Genomic DNA, 19,439 nt, shown 5'->3' on the forward strand with positions numbered 1-19,439 from the left:
TAAGGTTAATTGGATTGTAAATTTAATGAATATTATATAAATAAATGTGAATAGATGTTAATCTAAAGCATTTTTAGTAACAAACCATCTCCAGCCTATTATGGCCATTTGTAATTTTGATGCTTGCGATAAGTCTAGCTGTTGTTTAGAAAAACTAGGTAGAATAACTTTATTAATTTTTGCTAAAATTTTGAATACTTGTTTCCCCATTTTATCTGTGCTTTATATTACAAAAATAGTAAAACTTATTCTAGACTAAGTTCTACATTTTGTAGAGGGCTATAAGATAATTGTAATTAAGTTAATAATAAAAGTAATTACAAGTTTGGCGAGTGTTATCATAATTTTAAGGGGTTTTAGGTTAATAAAAAATGTATACATATCAATGTTTTTTGAAGATATATATTTGGCAATATGTTTACCTAACGATTTAAACTAAATCGGCGATTTTGCATGAAGATTTGTAACTTAAAAAGTAAGTTTGATTATAGTTTTTATGTGACGCCCTTTGTGTAATATTGTAATTGTAGTTAAATATCTATTTTTTGTTTAAAAGTGAAACAATTATAAGGCGTTTTTAATGTTGTTTTTAAAAAGCAAGGGGCCTTTTGTTTTAAAAGAAGTGTTTTTTAGTAGTTTCCTCTTTTGAGTATTTTTTATAATAAAAAAAAGCCCTCGTTTTAGAGGGCTTAAAAAAGTTTGTGTTTTTGTATGTATTACGACTATAAAACCATTTTATTTGTATTTATTAATGGCTGTTTTGTTTTAAATCTATATTTGTAGGATTGATTTTTAATTTTTCTGTTTTAAAGTGATTTCTACAACACCATTTTCTCCTTTCACCCCATATTTTTTTATAGCTCTTTCTCCTTTTAAAACATTTATTTTTTCAATGTTTTCTGAGCTAATTGCTTTCATTTCTTTTTCTGTAATTTCTTTTCCATCTAAAATGTAAAGTGGTATTTTTTGTTTTACTGTTTTTATACTTACAGAGGTTTTGTTTTTATTTGTTATTTCTATTGCACCATCTTTTGCCTTATTTCCATATTTGTCAATGGCATTTTTGCCTTTTAATACATTAACAGATTTTATATCGTATTTATGTAATGTAAAACCTTCGTTTGTAATTATTTTGCCATCTACCACATAAATTGGCTTTTTTCCTGTTTGCATTTGTGCGTTTATTATGGCGGGAGCAAACTTAAAGGCGTGGCTCTCACTATTTCCAATAGAAATGCTATGGTCCTTTTTATCAATTGCAATTTTTATAGTTTTAAGAGGTTTTTTAGAATTCGAGCTAAAACTTGTGTTATGCGAGTTTTTATAGCTTACTTTTATTTTTATAGAAGTAATGTCGTTGTTTGTATTTCTTTTTACACCGTTTATACTTAAGTTATAGCCTTTTTTATTTAAATCGGCTTTAATTTGGTTAAGCATGTGGTCGGTCATATTCTTTTCTATATAAACATTTAGTTTATCTCCATAGTTTGCGTTATTGCTAGTAATTGAATTCTTTATATTCGATTTTTTAATAATAATTTCCTTTGTATTAAAGCTCATTAAAAACCAGCCTAGAATAGGAAGGATTAATAAATACTTTAAATAATTAACTTTTTTTGATTTTGATTTGTGTAACATAACGATTCGTTTTTTGATTAATGAATTATAAAAATTATTTGTTATAACCAGTTGATTAGCTGGTATGCTTGTTTTAAGTAAAGTGTATTGGTAGCTTTTTTTGCAATCAATATTTTTTTGAGTTTGTTTATCTGCAATAAACTCTAAATTTTGTTTTAACTCTTTGCTATAAAGCCATATTATAGGGTTAAACCAAAGTATAATACTAGAAACTTGAGTTAATAGCGCGTCTATAGAATGGTATTGGTTAGCATGTGTTTTTTCGTGCGTAATAATATGGTTTAATTCTGTTGTTTTAAATTGTGAAGGGTTGTATACTATCCATTTAAAAAAAGAAAAAGGTAGAGCATTGTTAGTTGTTTCAATAAAACGAAAACCATCAGGTTGTTTAATGCTCTTTTTAGTTATAATGTTAAACAAAGATGCTAATTGAATAATAAAACGTATAGAAAAAATAATAACTCCAATTCCATATAAAATAGGCAAGTAGTTAAAAAAAATGAAGCCTTCTTTTGTAATGTTTTCAAAATTAGCATCTTCATTAAAAGTAAAATGAGGTACTATAAATGGTTCTTGGTCTACATATATTGGAATTATTAAAAAAGGGAAAATAAAAGTTGATGTTAAACCTAATAGTAGGAACCAGCGATTTTGCTCAAAAAAAGTTTCACGTTGTAAAAACAATTTATAACAGCCATAAAATATAATGGTAATGGCACTAGCTTTAAGTAAATACGCCATAATTATTTGTCTTTTTCAATTAGAGCAATAATTTCCTTGAGTTCTTCTACACTTATTTTTTCTTCTTTTGTAAAGAATGATACAACATCCTTGTAAGAGTTATTAAAATAATTACCTATAGCTATATTCATAAAACGTTTTCTGTACTCTTCCTTTGTTATAATAGGGTAGTATTGGTGCGTTTTTCCATAGGCATTATAAGCCACATATCCTTTGTTTTCGAGATGGCGTATTATTGTAGATAATGTATTGTAATGTGGTTTGTCTTCTTTAATTTGGGTTAAAACATCTTTTACAAAAGCTTTTTCTAGTTTCCATAAGATTTGCATTATTTCTTCTTCTTTGTTTGTTAGCTTTTCCATTAGTTTAAAAATTAGTGCATTACAAATATAAACTATTTTTTTAGTTAAACAACTATAAAAGTAGTTATTAAACTATATGTGTAGTTTAAAAAAACTATCGCATTTTGCTAACCACTTTTTAAGTTTAATTTATCTTCGCAAAAAAAATATATTTATGAGTTTACTTTGGGTAATCCTTGGTTTTGTGTTGTTAGTAGTAGGAGGCGAGTTTTTGGTTAGAAGCTCTGTTGCTTTATCGTTTAAGTTTAATATTTCTAAAATGGTTATTGGTATGACGGTGGTTTCGTTTGCTACTTCTGCGCCAGAATTATTAGTAAGCCTACAAGCTGCTTTGTCTGGGTCGCCAGCAATAGCAATTAATAATGTTGTAGGCTCTAATATTGCCAATATTGGTTTAGTGTTGGGTATAACAGCGCTTGTAGGCCCTATTGCTGTAGATAAATCGTTTTACAAGCTTAATTGGCCTGTAATGATGATTTTTTCTATGATATTATATTATGTTTTAAAAAATGATAATATTTTATCTGGTATAGAAGGAGGTATTTTATTTGTGGGTTTAATTGTCTTTTTAGTTTATTTAATAAAAACTGCAAAAAATGATACCGAAACCGAAGAGGTTGACGATGCGTTGGCTGTAGTTTCTAATTTTAAAATATTTATATGGTTAACTATAGGTGCAGCTGCTTTATATTTTGGAAGTGAATGGTTGGTATTTGGAGCTAAAGAAATTGCTACATCTGTAGGGGTTAGCGAGGCTGTAATTGGTGTTTCGTTAATTGCTATTGGTACAAGTGTGCCAGAATTGGCAGCATCTGTTATTGCTGCAGCCAAAAAAGAGAAAGCCATTTCTTTAGGTAATTTAATAGGATCTAATATTTTTAATATAGCATCGGTTCTAGGATTAACAGCTATGGTAAAACCTATTCCGGTAACAGAACCGCAAATTTTATCGAGCGATATTTTTTGGATGCTTGGCTTTTCGGCTGTATTAATTCCTTTAATATTTTTGCCAAAACGATTAGTAATAAGTAGGTTTAAAGGGTTCTTTTTAGTATTTGCTTATGGCGTATTTATGTTTCTAGTATTTACTAAGGGAAAATTCTAGAAGTAAAACTTTTGTTTTTTAGTATATTAAAAACTAATTTATAAAAGGTTATCGAGACTTATTTACAGATAAAGGCATTAATTATTTTTTGAGCTTAACTTGCAGTGTTTCGTTAAAAAAAAGGAGACTTCTACATGGGCTAAAACAAGATTTTCGATTTTATATTGTTTGTTAAAATGGGAATTTTTACATTTTTGTACTTCTTTAATAATGATGACAAAATTACCTGTTGTTTTCCCTTTTACAATTATTTATTAATGGCGTGTTTGTCGTTTATATCATAAAAAAAATCTCAAATAAATTTTATGCCTAAAGCAGTATTATATGCTTAGGCAGAAATTAATAGTTATAAAAATGGATGTTTAACCTTTAAAAAGGTAAAGCCCAGTAGCGCTATTTAGATTTAATAACCAAACAAACTTAAGTATACTGTGTTTTACACTTATGTGAGTTTCATATAATTTTTTTAATAAAAAAGTATATTATATAAAGGCAATAATTTTAAAAGGAGCTAACGGAAAATAGGACAAGCAGTATTAATCAGTCCAAAAAAGCACAAGGTTGTAATTCCGGGTAATTTGCCTATAGCTACTATTATCAAGTTGATATTCTAGCGAGGCTCTCTTTAGAAAACCATTTAAATAAGTAGGTTCTTTTGATGTTGTTGTAAATACAGTAATTTTAAATACAAAACCTACTCTGTTTGCAATTACATAAGTGACTATAAGTGTAGCTATAAGTACGTTTATTAAATGTGGCACTTTCGAAAAACAAAGGCGGTATTCGTTTAATTTCTTTAAATAGAAAACACCTTATAATTAAAAAGTTTATAACAAATAAAAAGGGTTTACAAATTGCAAACCCTTATTATTATGAACAAAACTGTTATTCTAAAATAATTATATTTTAGCAGATTTAACTGTTTTTATAATTCTTCCAGCTATTTTGTATGGATCTCCATTAGAAGCAGGACGTCTGTCTTCTAACCATCCTTTCCATCCTTTTTCTACTGTAATAATAGGAATACGAATAGATGCTCCACGGTCAGAAACTCCATAAGAGAAATCTGTAATAGCAGCAGTTTCGTGTTCACCTGTTAAACGTTGGTCGTTAAACTCACCGTAAACAGCAATGTGCTCTTTTACTACTGGTCTAAAAGCTTCACAAATAGCTTCGTAAGTTTCTTTAGATCCACAAGTTCTTAATACCTCGTTAGAAAAGTTTGCGTGCATACCAGAACCATTCCAATCCATATCTTTACCTAGTGGTTTTGGGTGGTACTCGATGTAGTAACCATATTTTTCTGTTAAACGGTCTAGTAAATATCTAGCAACCCAAATTTCATCTCCAGCTTTCTTAGCACCTTTTGCAAATAATTGAAATTCCCATTGTCCAGAAGCAACCTCTTGGTTAATCCCTTCAAAGTTTAAACCAGCATCGATACATAAATCTGCATGCTCTTCAACTAAGTCTCTACCGTGTGTGTTTTTACCACCAACAGAACAGTAGTACATACCTTGTGGTGCAGGGTATCCGCCTACTGGGAAACCTAATGGTAATTGAGTTTTAGTATCCATAATAAAATACTCTTGCTCGAAACCAAACCAAAAATCATTATCATCATCATCAATACCAGCTCTACCGTTAGAAACGTGTGGCGTACCATCAGCATTCATAACTTCTGTCATAACTAAGTAACCGTTGATTCTGTCTGGATCTGGGTAAATAGCTACAGGAACTAATAAACAGTCAGAAGATCCACCTTCGGCTTGTCTAGTTGATGAACCATCAAAAGACCAGTTTCCAATTTCTTCTAGAGTTCCTTTGAAGTCTTCATGCTCTTCTACCTTAGTTTTACTTCTCAAATTTTGAGTTGGGTAATACCCGTCTAACCAAAGGTATTCTAATTTAATTTTTGCCATAATGATTATTTTATAATTGTAATAATGATATTAATATCACAAATATAAAAGATTCTTTTCTACTTTGCATTTCTTAGGGGTGTTTTCGTAAAACCTCAAGTTATTTTTATTTATACCCTATTTTTTTTGGGCTTTAGTTATAAAAAGTATACTATTTTTTATTTTTATTGAAAAAATGTCAAAATATTTTTTTTAATTTTTCACTTTTATTCACCTTGATAGTTATTTTTGTATTACGAAATGCAACCCTTTGGTTTCAAAATTAAATTAATTTAAAGTTATGTCTACATTAAGGTTTCATGCTATAAAAAATTCTCTGTCTTATAAACCGTTAATTTTTGAAGAGAAAATTCGTAGGTCAGATTTGTTTGGAGAAAATGTGTTTAACGAAAATTCGATGCGCCAATATTTAACAAAAGATGCCTTTGAAGGAGTAGTTAATGCTGTGCAACATGGTAAAAAGATAGATAGAAGCATAGCAGACCAAGTTGCGTCGTCTATGCGAGATTGGGCATTATCTAAGGGTGTTACGCATTATACACACTGGTTTCAGCCTTTAACAGGCTCGACCGCCGAAAAGCACGATGCTTTTTTTGAAACTATTGGAGATGGCGTGGCTATAGAAAAATTTGGAGGAGGCCAATTGGTACAACAAGAGCCTGATGCGTCTAGTTTTCCTAATGGAGGTATTCGAAATACTTTTGAAGCTAGGGGTTACACCGCATGGGATCCTACATCACCTGCCTTTATATACGATACAACATTATGTATTCCAACCATTTTTGTTGCTTATACTGGTGAAGCGTTAGATTATAAAACACCTTTATTAAGAGCCTTGCACGCAGTAGATGGTGCTGCGACAGCAGTTTGCAAATATTTTGATAAGAACGTTAAAAAAGTAACATCGTCTTTAGGGTGGGAACAAGAATATTTTTTAGTAGATAAAATGTTGGCAGCTAGCAGGCCCGATATAGCTTTAACAGGAAGAACGTTGTTGGGGCACTCATCTGCTAAGGGACAACAACTAGACGATCATTACTTTGGTTCTATACCTAATAGAGCTTTAAATTTTATGAAAGAGCTAGAAAACGAATGTATGCTTTTAGGTATTCCTGTTAAAACGAGACATAACGAAGTGGCTCCCAATCAATTTGAGTTAGCTCCTATATATGAAGAGGCTAATTTAGCGGTAGACCATAATTCTTTACTAATGGATATTATGGGGCGTGTAGCTTCTCGCCATAATTTTAAAGTACTACTACACGAAAAACCCTTTGCAGGTGTTAATGGTTCTGGTAAGCATAACAACTGGTCTTTATCTACAGATACAGGAATTAATCTTTTAGCTCCTGGAAAAACACCAATGAGCAATTTGCAGTTTCTTACCTTTTTTATAAATACCATAAAAGCGGTACACGATAACGAAGCTTTATTGCGTGCCTCTATAGCATCTGCTAGTAACGACCATAGGTTGGGAGCAAACGAGGCTCCTCCAGCCATTATTTCTGTATTTATTGGCGAGCAATTAACTAAGGTTTTAGAAGAGTTGGAAGGTGTTACCAAGGGAAAACTTTCTCCACAAGAGAAAACAGATTTAAAATTAAATGTAGTTGGTAAAATACCAGATGTTTTATTAGATAATACAGATAGAAATAGAACGTCGTCTTTTGCTTTTACAGGAAATAAATTTGAATTTAGAGCTGTGGGCGCTATAGCCAATTGTGGTAACCCAATGACCATTTTAAATACTATTGTTGCTAAACAATTATCTGATTTTAAAGTTGAGGTAGATGCATTAATAGCAAAGAAGGACCTAAAGAAAGACGAAGCTGTTTTTAATGTAATACGAGAATATATAAAATCGTCCAGAAATATTTTGTTTGAAGGTAATGGTTATGGAGAATTGTGGGAGATTGAAGCTAAGAAACGAGGTTTAAGTAATAATAAATCTACGCCAGAAGCCCTTAAAGCAAGAGTATCAGACAAATCTATAGCATTATTTGAAGAGATGAAAGTAATGAGTAGGGTAGAAAGTGAGGCAAGATACGAGATTGAAGTTGAAGCATACATATTACACATACAAATAGAAAGTAGAGTTTTGGGAGACATTGCCAGAAACCATATTGTACCAACTGCGGTTAAATATCAAAACATATTAATAGAAAATGTAAAAGGCTTAAAAGAAATTTTTGAAAAAGATTATAAATCGGTTTCTAAAGAGCAGTTAAGTTTAATAGCAGAAATTTCAAATCATTTAGAAGGCATTAACTCTAATGTTACTAAAATGATAGACCAACGTAGATTAGCAAATTCTATAGAAGATCTAGGCGAAAAAGCAAATGCCTACTGTAATAAAGTAAAACCATTGTTTGAAGATATTCGTTACCATTGCGATAAGTTAGAATTGCTTGTAGATGACGAATTATGGCCATTAACTAAGTATAGAGAATTATTATTTACACGATAAAATGTTTTTTTATAAATAGCACTTAAAAAAGCAGGATTTTTACATTCAAAAAAATTAAATTTGTAGCTTAATAAAAGATTATGAGTCAAGAAGTTTCTAAGCGTTATGCGCAACGTGGTGTTTCGGCATCAAAAGAAGATGTTCACAACGCGATTAAGAATATAGATAAAGGATTGTTTCCAAAAGCATTTTGTAAAATCGTACCAGATTATTTAACAAATGATGACGATTACTGTTTAATTATGCATGCAGATGGTGCAGGAACAAAATCGTCTTTAGCTTATATGTACTGGAAAGAAACTGGAGATATATCTGTGTGGAAAGGTATAGCTCAAGATGCGTTAATAATGAATATAGACGATTTATTGTGTGTAGGAGCTACAGATAATATTATGTTATCGTCTACCATTGGGCGTAACAAAAACTTAATTCCTGGCGAAGTACTTTCTGCTATTATTAATGGAACAGAAGAACTGCTTGACGATTTAAAATCTTTTGGAGTAACTATACATTCTACAGGTGGAGAAACTGCCGATGTTGGAGATTTAGTTAGAACAATTATTGTAGATTCTACAGTTACTGCAAGAATGAAGCGAAGCGAGGTAATAGACAACTCAAATATTAAAGCTGGCGATGTAATTGTTGGTTTAGAGTCTTTTGGGCAAGCCTCTTACGAGAAATCGTATAATGGCGGTATGGGTAGTAATGGTTTAACATCTGCAAGACACGATGTGTTTAGTAAGTATTTAGCAGCATCTTATCCAGAGAGTTTCGATGCTTCTGTGCCAGAAGACTTAGTATATTCTGGAGGCGTAAAGTTAACAGATACGGTTAAGGATTCTCCTATAGATGCAGGTAAGTTGGTATTGTCTCCAACACGAACTTATGCGCCAATTATAAAAAAGATTTTATCTCAATTTAATAGCGAAACTATTCATGGTATGGTACACTGCTCTGGTGGTGCGCAAACCAAAATTCTTCATTTTGTAGATCAGTTTCATATTGTAAAAGATAATATGTTTCCAATTCCACCATTATTTAAACTTATTCAAGAGCAATCTAAAACAGATTGGAAAGAGATGTATCAAGTATTTAACTGTGGGCATAGAATGGAGTTGTATGTATCTCCAGAAATAGCAGAAGATATTATTGCAATTTCGAAATCTTTTAATGTTAATGCTCAAGTAATTGGTAGGGTAGAAGCATCAGACACAAAAAAGCTTACAATAAAAAGTGAATTTGGAGAGTTTAGTTATTAAAATTTAGTTTTCTGTTAAATTGGAATGATTCTTGATGAAAACTGTAAATTGGAGATAACTTAACATAATCTATATAATGAATATTCGAAAAAGATTGTTAGTAAAAGGCCTAAAGACGTTTTCTTTTTTTCCAGAGCAACAAAGCCCAAACTTTATTATTTATAAACGATTTTTAGTTGTCTTTTTATTTTTTTCGTTTTCAGTTTATGCCCAACCAGACTCCTTATTTATTAAAGAGAAAGTAATAAAAATACAAAGACCAGAGTGGAAAACAAAAAGTAACGCAAGCATAGATTTAAGCGAGGTAACTTTTGTAAATTGGAATTCTGGAGGTAGTAATTCTGTATCTGCTCTATTGGGATATAAGTTTAATGCAGATTATAAAGACAAGTATTTTTTCTGGAAAAACAGCTTGTCTGTGCGTTACGGAATAAATAAGCAACAAAAACGAGAATTAAGAAAAACAGATGATTTATTCGAAATAACATCTAATTTAGGATATAAACCCGAAAATAATTCACATTGGTTTTATTCTGCACGTTTCAATTTTAAATCGCAATTAGCTAATGGATATAAATATCCAGATAAAGACAACCCTATATCGCGATTAATGGCGCCAGGATATCTGTTTTTTGGTGGCGGAATGGAATATGGAAAAGATATTGACGAGTTATCATTTTATTTTTCGCCTATAACATTAAAAACCACATTTGTACTTGATGATGATTTGGCAAATACAGGTGCTTTTGGTGTAGATCCAGCTATTATTGATGATGATGGAAATATTATTACACCAGGAGAAAGAGTAAGAAGTGAGGTAGGTATTTTAATAACCAATAGCTACGAAATGGAAGTTGCAGAAAATATAGTAGCAAAAAATTTACTAAGTCTATATTCTGATTACGTACATAATTTTGGAAATATAGATATAGACTGGAGACTTGGTTTCGACTTTAAAGTTAATAGTTTTATAAGAGCAACATTAGAGTCTCATTTAAAATATGATGATGATGTTAAAACTACAAAACCATCAGATATAGAAGGTGAGTTTGACGAGGCTGGGGCAAGAATACAATGGAAACAATTTTTAGGCATTGGCTTTGCTGTAGATTTTTAATAACTGCTAATAAATTGTCTTAAAAAAGTAAGTATAAGTTTTGTGTGGCGTGCAATAGTTTTTAGATTTGCTGTAAACTGATTATTGTTAAAATAGTAAATGAATAAGGCCCAATTAGTATGCTTAATACTCTTCTCTGTATTTTTAAATAATAACATTGCAGCTCAAAAAAGTATATCATTTCAAGTTATAGATTTTGATACAAATTATCCTATCCAAGACGTTTCTGTACAGATAGAAAAAACTAAAAGAGGAGCTTTTACCAATGCAAAAGGCATATTTAACTTAAATAATGTTTTAGATACACGCAGTTTAATTTTTTCTAAAATAGGTTATACTACACAAACCATTAAAGTAAGCGATTTAAAAGGTGTTATTTATTTAGAGCCAAAAATAAGTGCGCTAGACGAGGTAGTAATTAGAAATTTTTCTAGTAGCCAGTTAAAGCGAGTTGTGCCAGATCAAATTTATTTATCTAAAGGCGATATAGAAAAACTTCCTTTTATATTAGGCGAAAAAGATGTTATAAAGTTAATTCAATACACTCCCGGTGTACAGCAAGCTACAGAAGGACAGTCTGGGCTTTTAGTTAGAGGTGGTAATGGTAGTATGAATTTAACATTGTTAGATAATATATATTTACATAATACGTCGCATTTAGGAGGTGTGTTTTCTGCAATAAATTCAGATTTTGTTCAGGCTCTAGAGTTTTCTAAGGCTGGTTTTGATGCTGCTTATGGAGGCAGATTATCTTCGGTAACTAATATACAAACCTTAAAACCTTCAGATAGTACGTATTTTGAAGGAAGTTTAGGTTTGTTATCTACAAAGTTAACCGGTAACATAAAAGTAAACGAAACCAATAGTTTACTGTTATCTGGTAGAAGAACGTATTTAGAAATTTTTAAACCCTTTTTTGGCGATGATACATCTGTTCTTGGAAAAGATAAAAACTATTTTCTTTACGATTTTTTAGGAAAGCACAGCCTAAAACTATCCCCAAAAAGTAATTTAGAAACCACTTTTTATTTAACAAAAGATAACTTTAAGGATCATACCAAAGGAAGAAGTAGAAATTTAGAATGGGGAAACGTTTTATTTGGTACAACTTTTAAACATCAATTCTCTAGTATTTTAAGTTCGCAAACAACACTTTCTAATAGTTATTATGAGTTTTCTTTTGGAGATAACGAGTTTCCATACGATTATAATGCTAAGAGTACTTTTAATGTATTAAGTTTAAAACACTTTTTTTTATGGGATAAACCCAATGTATATAGCTTAAAAATAGGGGCAGACTTTAATATAAATAAAATACTTCCTAAACGTGTAAATGCTAGGATAGATGAGGTGCCATTAGAAATTTTAAATCAAGAAACTTTTAGTTATGATGATTTTAGTTTGTATGGCGATTTAGAATGGCCTATTTCTCAGAAAACAAAAGTAAAAGCAGGGCTTAGAGCTACCTCTTTTTTTAGTAAAAAAAATGCTGTAGTAGATAGGGAACATTATTTTGTTATAGAACCTAGAGTAAGCTTTAAATATCAATTTAAAGAAAATCAAGCCTTTAAGATGAGCTACCAAAGATTAAGTCAGTTTATTCATCAAGCATCAGTAACCTCTTTTAGTTTACCAGCCGATTTTTTTGTTGTAAGCTCTAATAACTTAAAACCACAAGTTGTAAACCAATATAGTTTAGGTTACGCTTTTGAAGAAAATGGATTGCAATTAAATAGTGCTTTGTATTACAAACATGTTTCTAATTACACCGAATTTGAAAATGGATCTGTAAATAATTTATTTTCTAATAATATATATAATGATATTTTAGTTGGTAAATTTGATTCTTACGGACTAGAGTTTAGTGTTAGTAAAAAGATAAATAAGTTAACTGCTCAATTTGCTTTGACACTATCTAATACCATTGCAGAATTTGATGAAATAAATAATGGGCATTCTTTTTCGGCAACATTCGACAGGCCAATAAATGTAAATTCTATAGCTCACTATAAATTAAACGATAGAATAGAATTAGGGGCTCTGTTTTTATTTACTAGCGGACAAAATTATACCCGACCAAACGATGTAAGGATTATTAACGAAAGACCAATACTTAATTTTGAATCTAAAAATGCATCAAGATTTCCTAATTATCATAGGCTAGATTTATCGTGTACTTACGCTTTTAAGCATAAAGGTAAATGGAAATCGAAATTAAACCTAACGCTTTATAATGCTTATAATAATAAAAACCCGTTTCAAATTTATTTCTCTACAGAAGGCGATATAGATGATACGTTTATAGAAATAACAGAGAATAGAGATAATCTATTTCCAATATTACCAACGCTAAATTGGTTGTTTTCCTTTTAAATTTATAATGATATGAAAATTTATTATTTATTACTTATTGTATTGTTTGGTTGCGAAAATAACAACGTTATTTTGTCTGATGAGTTAACAGTTGAGGGGCAAATATTAGAAGGAGAATTTGCGAGAATTAATTTAACCAATAGCTTACCTTTTAGTGGTGTAATAGATTCTATGGAGGTGGCAAGGTCTATGGAAGCAAAGGCAAAAGTAGAACTGTCGGATGGTGAAATCTCAGAGATATTAACTTTAAAAAGAGACGATAGTCGTTTTCCTTATTTATATTATAGAAGTAATATTATTAAGGGAGAATTAAATAAACAATACAATTTATCTGTAACTATTAGAGGCAAAGAATTTAAATCTATAACTACTATTCCAGAAAAAGTAAATGTATTAGATGTGTCGTTTTCTACTTGGGAAGAAGAAGGCGTAGTAGAGCCAGATTATAAAGACATTAATTTTACAATAGAAAATAATACAGACGAAGACCGGTATTTTAAAATTTTAATAAAGAACGAAAACGAAAAACGGTTTGAGTTTGCACGCCCTTTTATATTTAATACAGAAAATATTTCTACAAATACTTTTCCGTTAATAGTGAGTTATATTAAGTTTAATGAAGATAGTGGAGAAAAAGAAAACCATGTTAGAGTGGGTGAGGTATTGGAATTAAAAATAGTATCTATAACTAAAGAGCAATTCTATTTTTGGAAATCTATAGAAGGCGATGTTACAAGCCCGTTAGAAGATTCTTCCTTTTCTAATGCAGTGGTTAGCAATATAAGTAATGGAGCTTTTGGTTACTGGTCTGGAGAAAGTGTTGAGTCTTTTAAATTTGAAATTCCAGAATAAAAAAAACGACTATTTATAAATTATAAACAGTCGTTTTTATATTTTTAAGTTTAGATTATTTAGTCTATTTCTATGTTTCCAAATAAATCTTCGTAAGCATCAAAAACAGCTTCAAACTTATCTTCTAATTCTGTAAAAGAACCTTCAAAGTAAGTGTCAAAATCGTTAGTTGTTCCGTCTTCAAATAAGAATCTTGCATTAATAATGTCTTCAGTTATTTCAACTTCTTCCCAAGATTGAGAGTTAGAATTGTATTGGTAATCCGTATAAGTATCTTCATCTTTGTAAAACTCACTTTCTGCTATTAGTTTATTATTAATACTTAATTGGGCACTAGTATTACTGTTTAATAACGCTATTTCCTCGTCTATAGTTAAGGTTTCGTCTTCAGAGTCAAAGTTATCGTCTTTAGCACTAACTGTTAAAGCTGCATCTAAGAATTGAAAAGATACACTTACACTATCAAATATATCTTCAACATTACCGTCTTCATTATTAAAGTTTCCTTTAGCAGTGTAATCAAATCCTGTAATAACATCGCTGTTAAGTTTAAATTGGAAAGATTGCTTAACTGTACTGTTGTTAGAGTTTGTGTAAGCTGTAATAAAATGAAAATCTGCAATAGTAGTGGTGTTGTTAACTTTAGCAGGTATTAATTGTCCATCTTGAAACGTAGCAGAGTATTCTTGAGAAAACACCGTTACGCCATCTATTTTTAAATTTGCCTTAGCAAGCGTAGGTAATTCTTCTGTATCATCTCCTCCAGCAATAGTTGTGTTAAAATCTGTAACAGTAAATACAGCTGTTTTTCCGTTGTTGTAAGCTATGTTGTAAATAATATCGTCGCTTGTTCCTGTTTTATCAAACTCTTCTGTTTCAGAGTTCCAGTTGTAAATTCCTTTTTCTTCATTATAATCATCTAAAAGCGAAGAATCATCAACAACACAACTGTTACAGCTTGTTTTGCGTTAAATGAAATGATACCTTTATTAGTACCTTCTATAGAAGAGATATTAGAAATTGTGTTTAATGCTATATTTTTAGAATCACTACTTTTTGTTGTATTAGCAGGACTTAAATATTCTGCTAGTTCTATAATTTTGCTTAAAGCATCATTATCTTTAAAATCTTCAATTTTGTTTAATAACTCAATAGAGTTGTCTTCAAGTTGTTCTTTACCTTCCTCTACTGTTAGAGAACCTTTTACTTTAGAAGAATCTCCATTGTCATCACTTCCACAAGAGATGTTAAAAGCAAGAACAGCACATAATGCTAGGGCATAAAATTTTTTCATAATTTGATTGTTTGTTTTTGTTAAGTGAGTAAAAATATTAGTTTTTTCTGTATTTAAAAATTATTAAGGTTATTATTGTTTTATGATTATCATTCAACGATAATTTACTATGCATAATTTACTTATTACTAATTTTTAAGGTATTTTTTGGTTTATAGGTAAAAAAAGCGGACTAAATAAAAAATAATTATAGGGTAATTAGTACATTTTCTAGAGATATAATTATCTTGCACTATTAATTAAAAGTAATTCAAGCTCCTTAAAATGCCTAATATTAATAATAGAGTTCTATTGCTTACTTCAGTATTTTTTATTTTATGTTGTGGTTTTCAATATTTTAATATTCAAGACGGTATTTTTAGCGTAAACCTTTTTGCAGAAATTTCGTTTTTTATAATTTTTATTAAATACAAAAAAATAAAAGCTTGGAGTATTTTTCTTTTTTGGCTGTTCTTTACGCTTTCGGGCTTGGCTATATTTATATATAGAGATATTGCCTATAGCGAGATTACAACAAGCCTTAAATTACTAGGGTATTTTATGCTTTTAATTTATGTGTTTCCAAAGCAGAAGAAAAATAAAATTAGCAAAAGCGACTTTTTAATTTACACACTTATTTTTATTATAAACTTATATGTTATTTACGAGGTTATTAATATGATATCTGATTTTGTTTCTGCCAAGCACATGATTACGTTGTTTACTATTTACGGATTTGTGCTTATATTTTTATATATGAGCGCTTTTAGATATAGATTATTACACAATTCTAGATCTAAATATTTCTTATTATTAGCTTCATTTTTAACTGTAGCAGAAATATTAGGGATTTTGGGCTATTTTTTAGAGTATACCTTTATGTTTTATTTAGAATTCTTTTTCTATTTATTTGGTTTATGTTGTGGTGTTATTAGTTTTATAGATGAAGACAAAGGCGATAGTTTACACAAATTAATAAAAACGGGTAACATTTAAAAACTTAACTATTTTATTGTTTTTGGTGTAAATATGTTAGCCTAACTACGGTTATTTTTAAAAGTTATACGAGTTCAATGCAATGTAGTTATTGTAAATACATAAATTATCGTATTTTTGGTTTCCAATTAAAAAAGGCAGATGTTAGAGAAATTACAGATAGTAAAACAACGTTTTGATGAGGTTAGTGATTTAATTATTCAACCAGATATTATTACAGATCAAAAAAGATACGTACAGCTTAATAGAGAATATAAAGATTTACGCATTTTAATGGACAAAAGAGAGGCGTATATAGAGTTTACGAATAATTTAGCTGAAGCAGAAGAGATTATAGCAGATGGAAGCGATGCCGAAATGGTAGATATGGCCAAAATGCAGTATGAAGAAGCTAAAGAAGGCATACCAAAGCTAGAAGAAGAAATAAAAGTTCTTTTAATACCAAAAGATCCAGAAGATTCTAAAAATGCAGTAGTAGAATTACGTGCTGGTACAGGTGGAGATGAAGCAAGTATTTTTGCTGGAGATTTATTTAGAATGTATACTAAATATTGCGAAGGTAAAGGTTGGAGCGTAAGTACTGTAGATTTTAGTGAAGGTACCAATGGTGGTTTTAAAGAAATTCAGTTTGAAGTAAATGGCGAAGATGTTTACGGTACATTAAAATTTGAAGCAGGAGTACATCGTGTACAACGTGTACCACAAACAGAAACTCAAGGGCGTGTACATACCAGTGCTGCTACAGTAATGGTTTTTCCAGAAGCCGAAGAGTTTGATGTAGAAATAAACCCAAAAGATGTAAGAATAGATTTTTTCTGTTCTTCTGGTCCTGGAGGGCAGTCTGTAAATACAACATACTCTGCAGTTCGATTAACACATATACCAACAGGATTGGTGGCGCAATGTCAAGATCAAAAATCTCAACATAAAAATAAAGAAAAGGCATTTAAAGTATTGCGTTCTCGTTTATACGAGCTTGAGTTAGCCAAAAAGAATGCAGAAGATGCAGAGAAACGTGGTAGTATGGTAAGCAGTGGAGATAGAAGTGCGAAAATTAGAACGTATAACTATCCGCAAGGTCGCGTTACAGACCATAGAATTGGCTTAACGCTTTACGATTTATCGAATATTGTAAACGGAGATATCCAGAAAATAATAGACGAATTAATGCTAGCTGAAAACACAGAAAAGTTAAAGGCAAACGATAATGTAATTTAAATTAACAAGCCTCTTTATAGAGGCTTTTTTTTATATCATGACAACACAAGAATTAATAGAGCAAATTAAAATAAAAAAATCCTTTTTATGTATAGGGTTGGATGTCGATTTAAATAAAATACCAAAACATCTTTTAAAAGAAGACGATCCTATTTTTGTATTTAATAAAGCAATTATAGATGCAACACATCATTTATGCGTAGCCTATAAACCCAATACAGCTTTTTATGAAGCTTACGGAATTAAAGGGTGGAAATCTTTAGAGAAAACTATTAATTATTTAAACGAAAATTATCCTGAAATCTTTACAGTTGCCGATGCTAAGCGTGGCGATATTGGTAATACAAGTACGATGTATGCCAAAGCATTTTTTGATGATTTAGCTTTCGATAGTGTTACTGTAGCACCATATATGGGAAAAGATTCTGTAGAACCTTTTTTAACTTTTAAAAATAAACACACTATTATGTTGGCATTAACATCAAATCAAGGTGCTTTCGATTTTCAAACAAAAACTGTTGATGGTAAAGAGCTGTATAAACAAGTTTTAGAAACATCAAAATCATGGAACAATTCAGAGAATTTAATGTACGTAGTAGGGGCAACTAAGGCAGAGTATTTTGCAGATATAAGAAAAATTATTCCAAATAGTTTCCTTTTAGTGCCAGGCGTAGGTGCGCAAGGCGGAAATTTGCAAGAGGTTTGTAAATATGGTATGAGTGATAATGTAGGGCTTTTAATAAATTCTTCTAGAGGAATTATTTATGCATCTTCCAATGCAGATTACGCACAAGCAGCAGCAGAAAAAGCACAAGAGCTTCAAAACGAAATGGAAATTATTATTAAAAATAAGTAATAACTCTTTTTAGTTTAATTTTTGTAAACCTAAAGGTTTGTTATGCAAGTAGTAGATCAAATAAACAGAAAGCTTTATTTCGAAAACACACCAAAACGCATAATTTCTTTAGTGCCAAGTCAAACCGAGTTATTATGCGATTTGGGATTAGAAAATAGTATTGTTGGTATTACTAAGTTTTGTGTACACCCTATAGATATAAAAGGAAAGACTACTATAGTTGGTGGTACAAAACAAATTCATATAAACAGAATAAAAGCGCTTAATCCAGATATTATTCTTTGCAATAAAGAAGAAAACACTAAAGATATTGTTGAGGCTTGTGAGTTAATTTGTTCTACTCATGTTTCAGATATTTTTAATATTGAAGACAGTTTAGAATTAATAAAACAATACGGTACCATTTTTAACGTAGAAAATAAAACAGCGTTATTAGTACATGATATTCTTAAAGAAGTCATTTCTTTTAAAGCTTTTATTACAAGTAAACCTACAATAAAAGTGGTTTATTTTATTTGGAAAAACCCTTGGATGGTGGCAGCTAATAATACTTTTATAAACTACTTATTAGATTTTAATAAGTTTATAAATATTTATAGCATAAAAAACCGTTACCCCGAAATAGAGCTTTCAGAATTTAACTCAAATAAAGAAGTAGAACTCGTTTTATTGTCATCAGAACCTTTTCCTTTCAATACTTCTCATATAAAAGAAATGCAATTGTATTACCCTAATGCAAAAGTAATTACAGTAGATGGAGAAATGTTTTCTTGGTATGGTTCAAGACTATTAAAAGCTTTTAAATACTTTAAAAACTTGCGTTTAAGCCTTCAGAATAATCTACCTTACTAGCATCGTCTACAAAATTTGAAATTTTACTTTCTAGCTCTTTTAGGCTTATTAGTTTGTTTAAATTAGGTTTAATTTTACCGACTTTGCAAAAATGTGTACTCATAGTTTTTCTTTTTTATATAAAGTACGGTATTTTCTAATTTTTGGATGTGAGAAAAAAGTTAAAGAATTAATAAATAAACTTAAACACTAATTTTGTTTTGATCTCTAGCTAAAAATTTTAATCTGTTTAGCTTATTTAAAAGTTTGATAGCTTTATACTCAGAAATATCGCTTAATGCAGAGTCGGTTTGTCTAAAATTATAAGCTTGTTCCATAAGTTGTTTATAGCGTTTACTAAGCTTATTTTGACTGTTTTTTATAGTATCTATTTTATTCATGCTATTAATTTATAAGGAACTTAAATAT

At 30.1% G+C, this 19,439-nt stretch carries 17 protein-coding genes; 10 read left to right on the top strand and 7 right to left on the bottom strand.

Features of this window, described 5'->3' with window-relative positions:
- Nucleotides 1-57: 57 nt before the first annotated feature.
- The 3 genes from ABD715_RS00090 to ABD715_RS00100 form a co-directional block, all read right to left on the bottom strand.
- Entirely contained in the window at nucleotides 58-210 is a 153-nt protein-coding gene (locus tag ABD715_RS00090; RefSeq protein WP_344785709.1) for an SsrA-binding protein, read from the bottom strand.
- Between the two features lie 582 nt (nucleotides 211-792).
- Nucleotides 793-2,379 carry a M56 family metallopeptidase gene (locus tag ABD715_RS00095; protein ID WP_344785711.1) on the bottom strand — a complete coding sequence of 529 codons (1,587 nt, stop codon included), beginning with the start codon at nucleotides 2,377-2,379 and terminating at the stop codon, nucleotides 793-795.
- A 2-nt stretch (nucleotides 2,380-2,381) separates the two neighbouring features.
- Nucleotides 2,382-2,741 (bottom strand): BlaI/MecI/CopY family transcriptional regulator, encoded by a 360-nt coding sequence (locus ABD715_RS00100; RefSeq protein WP_344785713.1) that lies wholly within the window; start codon nucleotides 2,739-2,741, stop codon nucleotides 2,382-2,384.
- A 154-nt stretch (nucleotides 2,742-2,895) separates the two neighbouring features.
- Here ABD715_RS00100 and ABD715_RS00105 point away from each other — a divergent pair, with 154 nt between their 5' ends.
- Entirely contained in the window at nucleotides 2,896-3,846 is a 951-nt protein-coding gene (locus ABD715_RS00105) for a calcium/sodium antiporter (RefSeq protein ID WP_344785715.1), read from the top strand.
- A gap of 899 nt (nucleotides 3,847-4,745) precedes the next feature.
- Here ABD715_RS00105 and ABD715_RS00110 read toward each other — a convergent pair.
- Complete coding sequence (locus ABD715_RS00110; RefSeq protein WP_344785717.1) at nucleotides 4,746-5,768, bottom strand: glutamine synthetase beta-grasp domain-containing protein; 1,023 nt, start codon at nucleotides 5,766-5,768, stop codon at nucleotides 4,746-4,748.
- A 280-nt stretch (nucleotides 5,769-6,048) separates the two neighbouring features.
- On the opposite strand from ABD715_RS00110, the gene ABD715_RS00115 reads away from it, so the two are divergent.
- The 5 genes from ABD715_RS00115 to ABD715_RS00135 all read left to right on the top strand — a co-directional run bounded on the left by ABD715_RS00115 (nucleotide 6,049) and on the right by ABD715_RS00135 (nucleotide 13,836).
- Nucleotides 6,049-8,235 (top strand): glutamine synthetase III family protein, encoded by a 2,187-nt coding sequence (locus ABD715_RS00115; protein ID WP_344785719.1) that lies wholly within the window; start codon nucleotides 6,049-6,051, stop codon nucleotides 8,233-8,235.
- An 80-nt stretch (nucleotides 8,236-8,315) separates the two neighbouring features.
- Nucleotides 8,316-9,494, top strand: a complete 1,179-nt coding sequence (locus ABD715_RS00120; RefSeq protein ID WP_344785721.1) for an AIR synthase related protein — start codon at nucleotides 8,316-8,318, stop codon at nucleotides 9,492-9,494.
- 76 nt (nucleotides 9,495-9,570) lie between these two features.
- Nucleotides 9,571-10,611 (top strand): DUF3078 domain-containing protein, encoded by a 1,041-nt coding sequence (locus tag ABD715_RS00125; RefSeq protein ID WP_344785723.1) that lies wholly within the window; start codon nucleotides 9,571-9,573, stop codon nucleotides 10,609-10,611.
- Nucleotides 10,612-10,710: 99 nt separating this feature from the next.
- Complete coding sequence (locus ABD715_RS00130) at nucleotides 10,711-12,984, top strand: TonB-dependent receptor (RefSeq protein ID WP_344785725.1); 2,274 nt, start codon at nucleotides 10,711-10,713, stop codon at nucleotides 12,982-12,984.
- A gap of 12 nt (nucleotides 12,985-12,996) precedes the next feature.
- Nucleotides 12,997-13,836, top strand: coding sequence for a DUF4249 family protein (locus ABD715_RS00135; RefSeq protein ID WP_344785727.1), 840 nt, complete (start codon nucleotides 12,997-12,999; stop codon nucleotides 13,834-13,836).
- 59 nt (nucleotides 13,837-13,895) lie between these two features.
- Here the strand turns inward: ABD715_RS00135 and ABD715_RS00140 are convergent, their stop codons facing one another.
- On the bottom strand, nucleotides 13,896-14,534 hold the full coding sequence (locus tag ABD715_RS00140) for a hypothetical protein (RefSeq protein ID WP_344785729.1): 639 nt from the start codon (nucleotides 14,532-14,534) through the stop codon (nucleotides 13,896-13,898).
- 221 nt (nucleotides 14,535-14,755) lie between these two features.
- Nucleotides 14,756-15,130 carry a hypothetical protein gene (locus ABD715_RS00145; protein ID WP_344785731.1) on the bottom strand — a complete coding sequence of 125 codons (375 nt, stop codon included), beginning with the start codon at nucleotides 15,128-15,130 and terminating at the stop codon, nucleotides 14,756-14,758.
- 264 nt (nucleotides 15,131-15,394) lie between these two features.
- Here ABD715_RS00145 and ABD715_RS00150 point away from each other — a divergent pair, with 264 nt between their 5' ends.
- The 4 genes from ABD715_RS00150 to ABD715_RS00165 all read left to right on the top strand — a co-directional run bounded on the left by ABD715_RS00150 (nucleotide 15,395) and on the right by ABD715_RS00165 (nucleotide 19,031).
- Nucleotides 15,395-16,105 (top strand): hypothetical protein, encoded by a 711-nt coding sequence (locus ABD715_RS00150; RefSeq protein WP_344785733.1) that lies wholly within the window; start codon nucleotides 15,395-15,397, stop codon nucleotides 16,103-16,105.
- Nucleotides 16,106-16,246: 141 nt separating this feature from the next.
- A complete protein-coding gene (gene prfA / locus ABD715_RS00155; RefSeq protein ID WP_344785735.1) occupies nucleotides 16,247-17,323 on the top strand; it encodes a peptide chain release factor 1 in 1,077 nt (358 codons plus the stop codon).
- Nucleotides 17,324-17,360: 37 nt separating this feature from the next.
- Nucleotides 17,361-18,179 carry an orotidine-5'-phosphate decarboxylase gene (pyrF, locus tag ABD715_RS00160; protein WP_344785737.1) on the top strand — a complete coding sequence of 273 codons (819 nt, stop codon included), beginning with the start codon at nucleotides 17,361-17,363 and terminating at the stop codon, nucleotides 18,177-18,179.
- Between the two features lie 42 nt (nucleotides 18,180-18,221).
- Entirely contained in the window at nucleotides 18,222-19,031 is an 810-nt protein-coding gene (locus ABD715_RS00165; protein WP_344785739.1) for an ABC transporter substrate-binding protein, read from the top strand.
- 182 nt (nucleotides 19,032-19,213) lie between these two features.
- Here ABD715_RS00165 and ABD715_RS00170 read toward each other — a convergent pair whose 3' ends face one another.
- The gene (locus ABD715_RS00170) at nucleotides 19,214-19,411 is read right to left on the bottom strand and encodes a Lacal_2735 family protein (RefSeq protein ID WP_344785741.1); all 198 of its coding nucleotides are present in this window, start codon (nucleotides 19,409-19,411) and stop codon (nucleotides 19,214-19,216) included.
- Nucleotides 19,412-19,439 lie beyond the last annotated feature (28 nt).

Origin of the sequence: Postechiella marina (assembly GCF_039538365.1) — a bacterium.
GTDB classification, from domain to species: domain Bacteria; phylum Bacteroidota; class Bacteroidia; order Flavobacteriales; family Flavobacteriaceae; genus Postechiella; species Postechiella marina.

Coding starts and splice junctions, on each gene's coding strand:
- ABD715_RS00170 (WP_344785741.1), bottom strand. CDS start 19,411: ATGAATAAAATAGATACTATAAAAAACAGTCAAAATAAGCTTAGTAAA.
- ABD715_RS00130 (WP_344785725.1), top strand. CDS start 10,711: ATGAATAAGGCCCAATTAGTATGCTTAATACTCTTCTCTGTATTTTTA.
- ABD715_RS00145 (WP_344785731.1), bottom strand. CDS start 15,130: ATGAAAAAATTTTATGCCCTAGCATTATGTGCTGTTCTTGCTTTTAAC.
- ABD715_RS00120 (WP_344785721.1), top strand. CDS start 8,316: ATGAGTCAAGAAGTTTCTAAGCGTTATGCGCAACGTGGTGTTTCGGCA.
- ABD715_RS00135 (WP_344785727.1), top strand. CDS start 12,997: ATGAAAATTTATTATTTATTACTTATTGTATTGTTTGGTTGCGAAAAT.
- ABD715_RS00125 (WP_344785723.1), top strand. CDS start 9,571: ATGAATATTCGAAAAAGATTGTTAGTAAAAGGCCTAAAGACGTTTTCT.
- pyrF (WP_344785737.1), top strand. CDS start 17,361: ATGACAACACAAGAATTAATAGAGCAAATTAAAATAAAAAAATCCTTT.
- ABD715_RS00110 (WP_344785717.1), bottom strand. CDS start 5,768: ATGGCAAAAATTAAATTAGAATACCTTTGGTTAGACGGGTATTACCCA.
- prfA (WP_344785735.1), top strand. CDS start 16,247: ATGTTAGAGAAATTACAGATAGTAAAACAACGTTTTGATGAGGTTAGT.
- ABD715_RS00090 (WP_344785709.1), bottom strand. CDS start 210: ATGGGGAAACAAGTATTCAAAATTTTAGCAAAAATTAATAAAGTTATT.
- ABD715_RS00165 (WP_344785739.1), top strand. CDS start 18,222: ATGCAAGTAGTAGATCAAATAAACAGAAAGCTTTATTTCGAAAACACA.
- ABD715_RS00095 (WP_344785711.1), bottom strand. CDS start 2,379: ATGGCGTATTTACTTAAAGCTAGTGCCATTACCATTATATTTTATGGC.
- ABD715_RS00105 (WP_344785715.1), top strand. CDS start 2,896: ATGAGTTTACTTTGGGTAATCCTTGGTTTTGTGTTGTTAGTAGTAGGA.
- ABD715_RS00150 (WP_344785733.1), top strand. CDS start 15,395: ATGCCTAATATTAATAATAGAGTTCTATTGCTTACTTCAGTATTTTTT.
- ABD715_RS00100 (WP_344785713.1), bottom strand. CDS start 2,741: ATGGAAAAGCTAACAAACAAAGAAGAAGAAATAATGCAAATCTTATGG.
- ABD715_RS00115 (WP_344785719.1), top strand. CDS start 6,049: ATGTCTACATTAAGGTTTCATGCTATAAAAAATTCTCTGTCTTATAAA.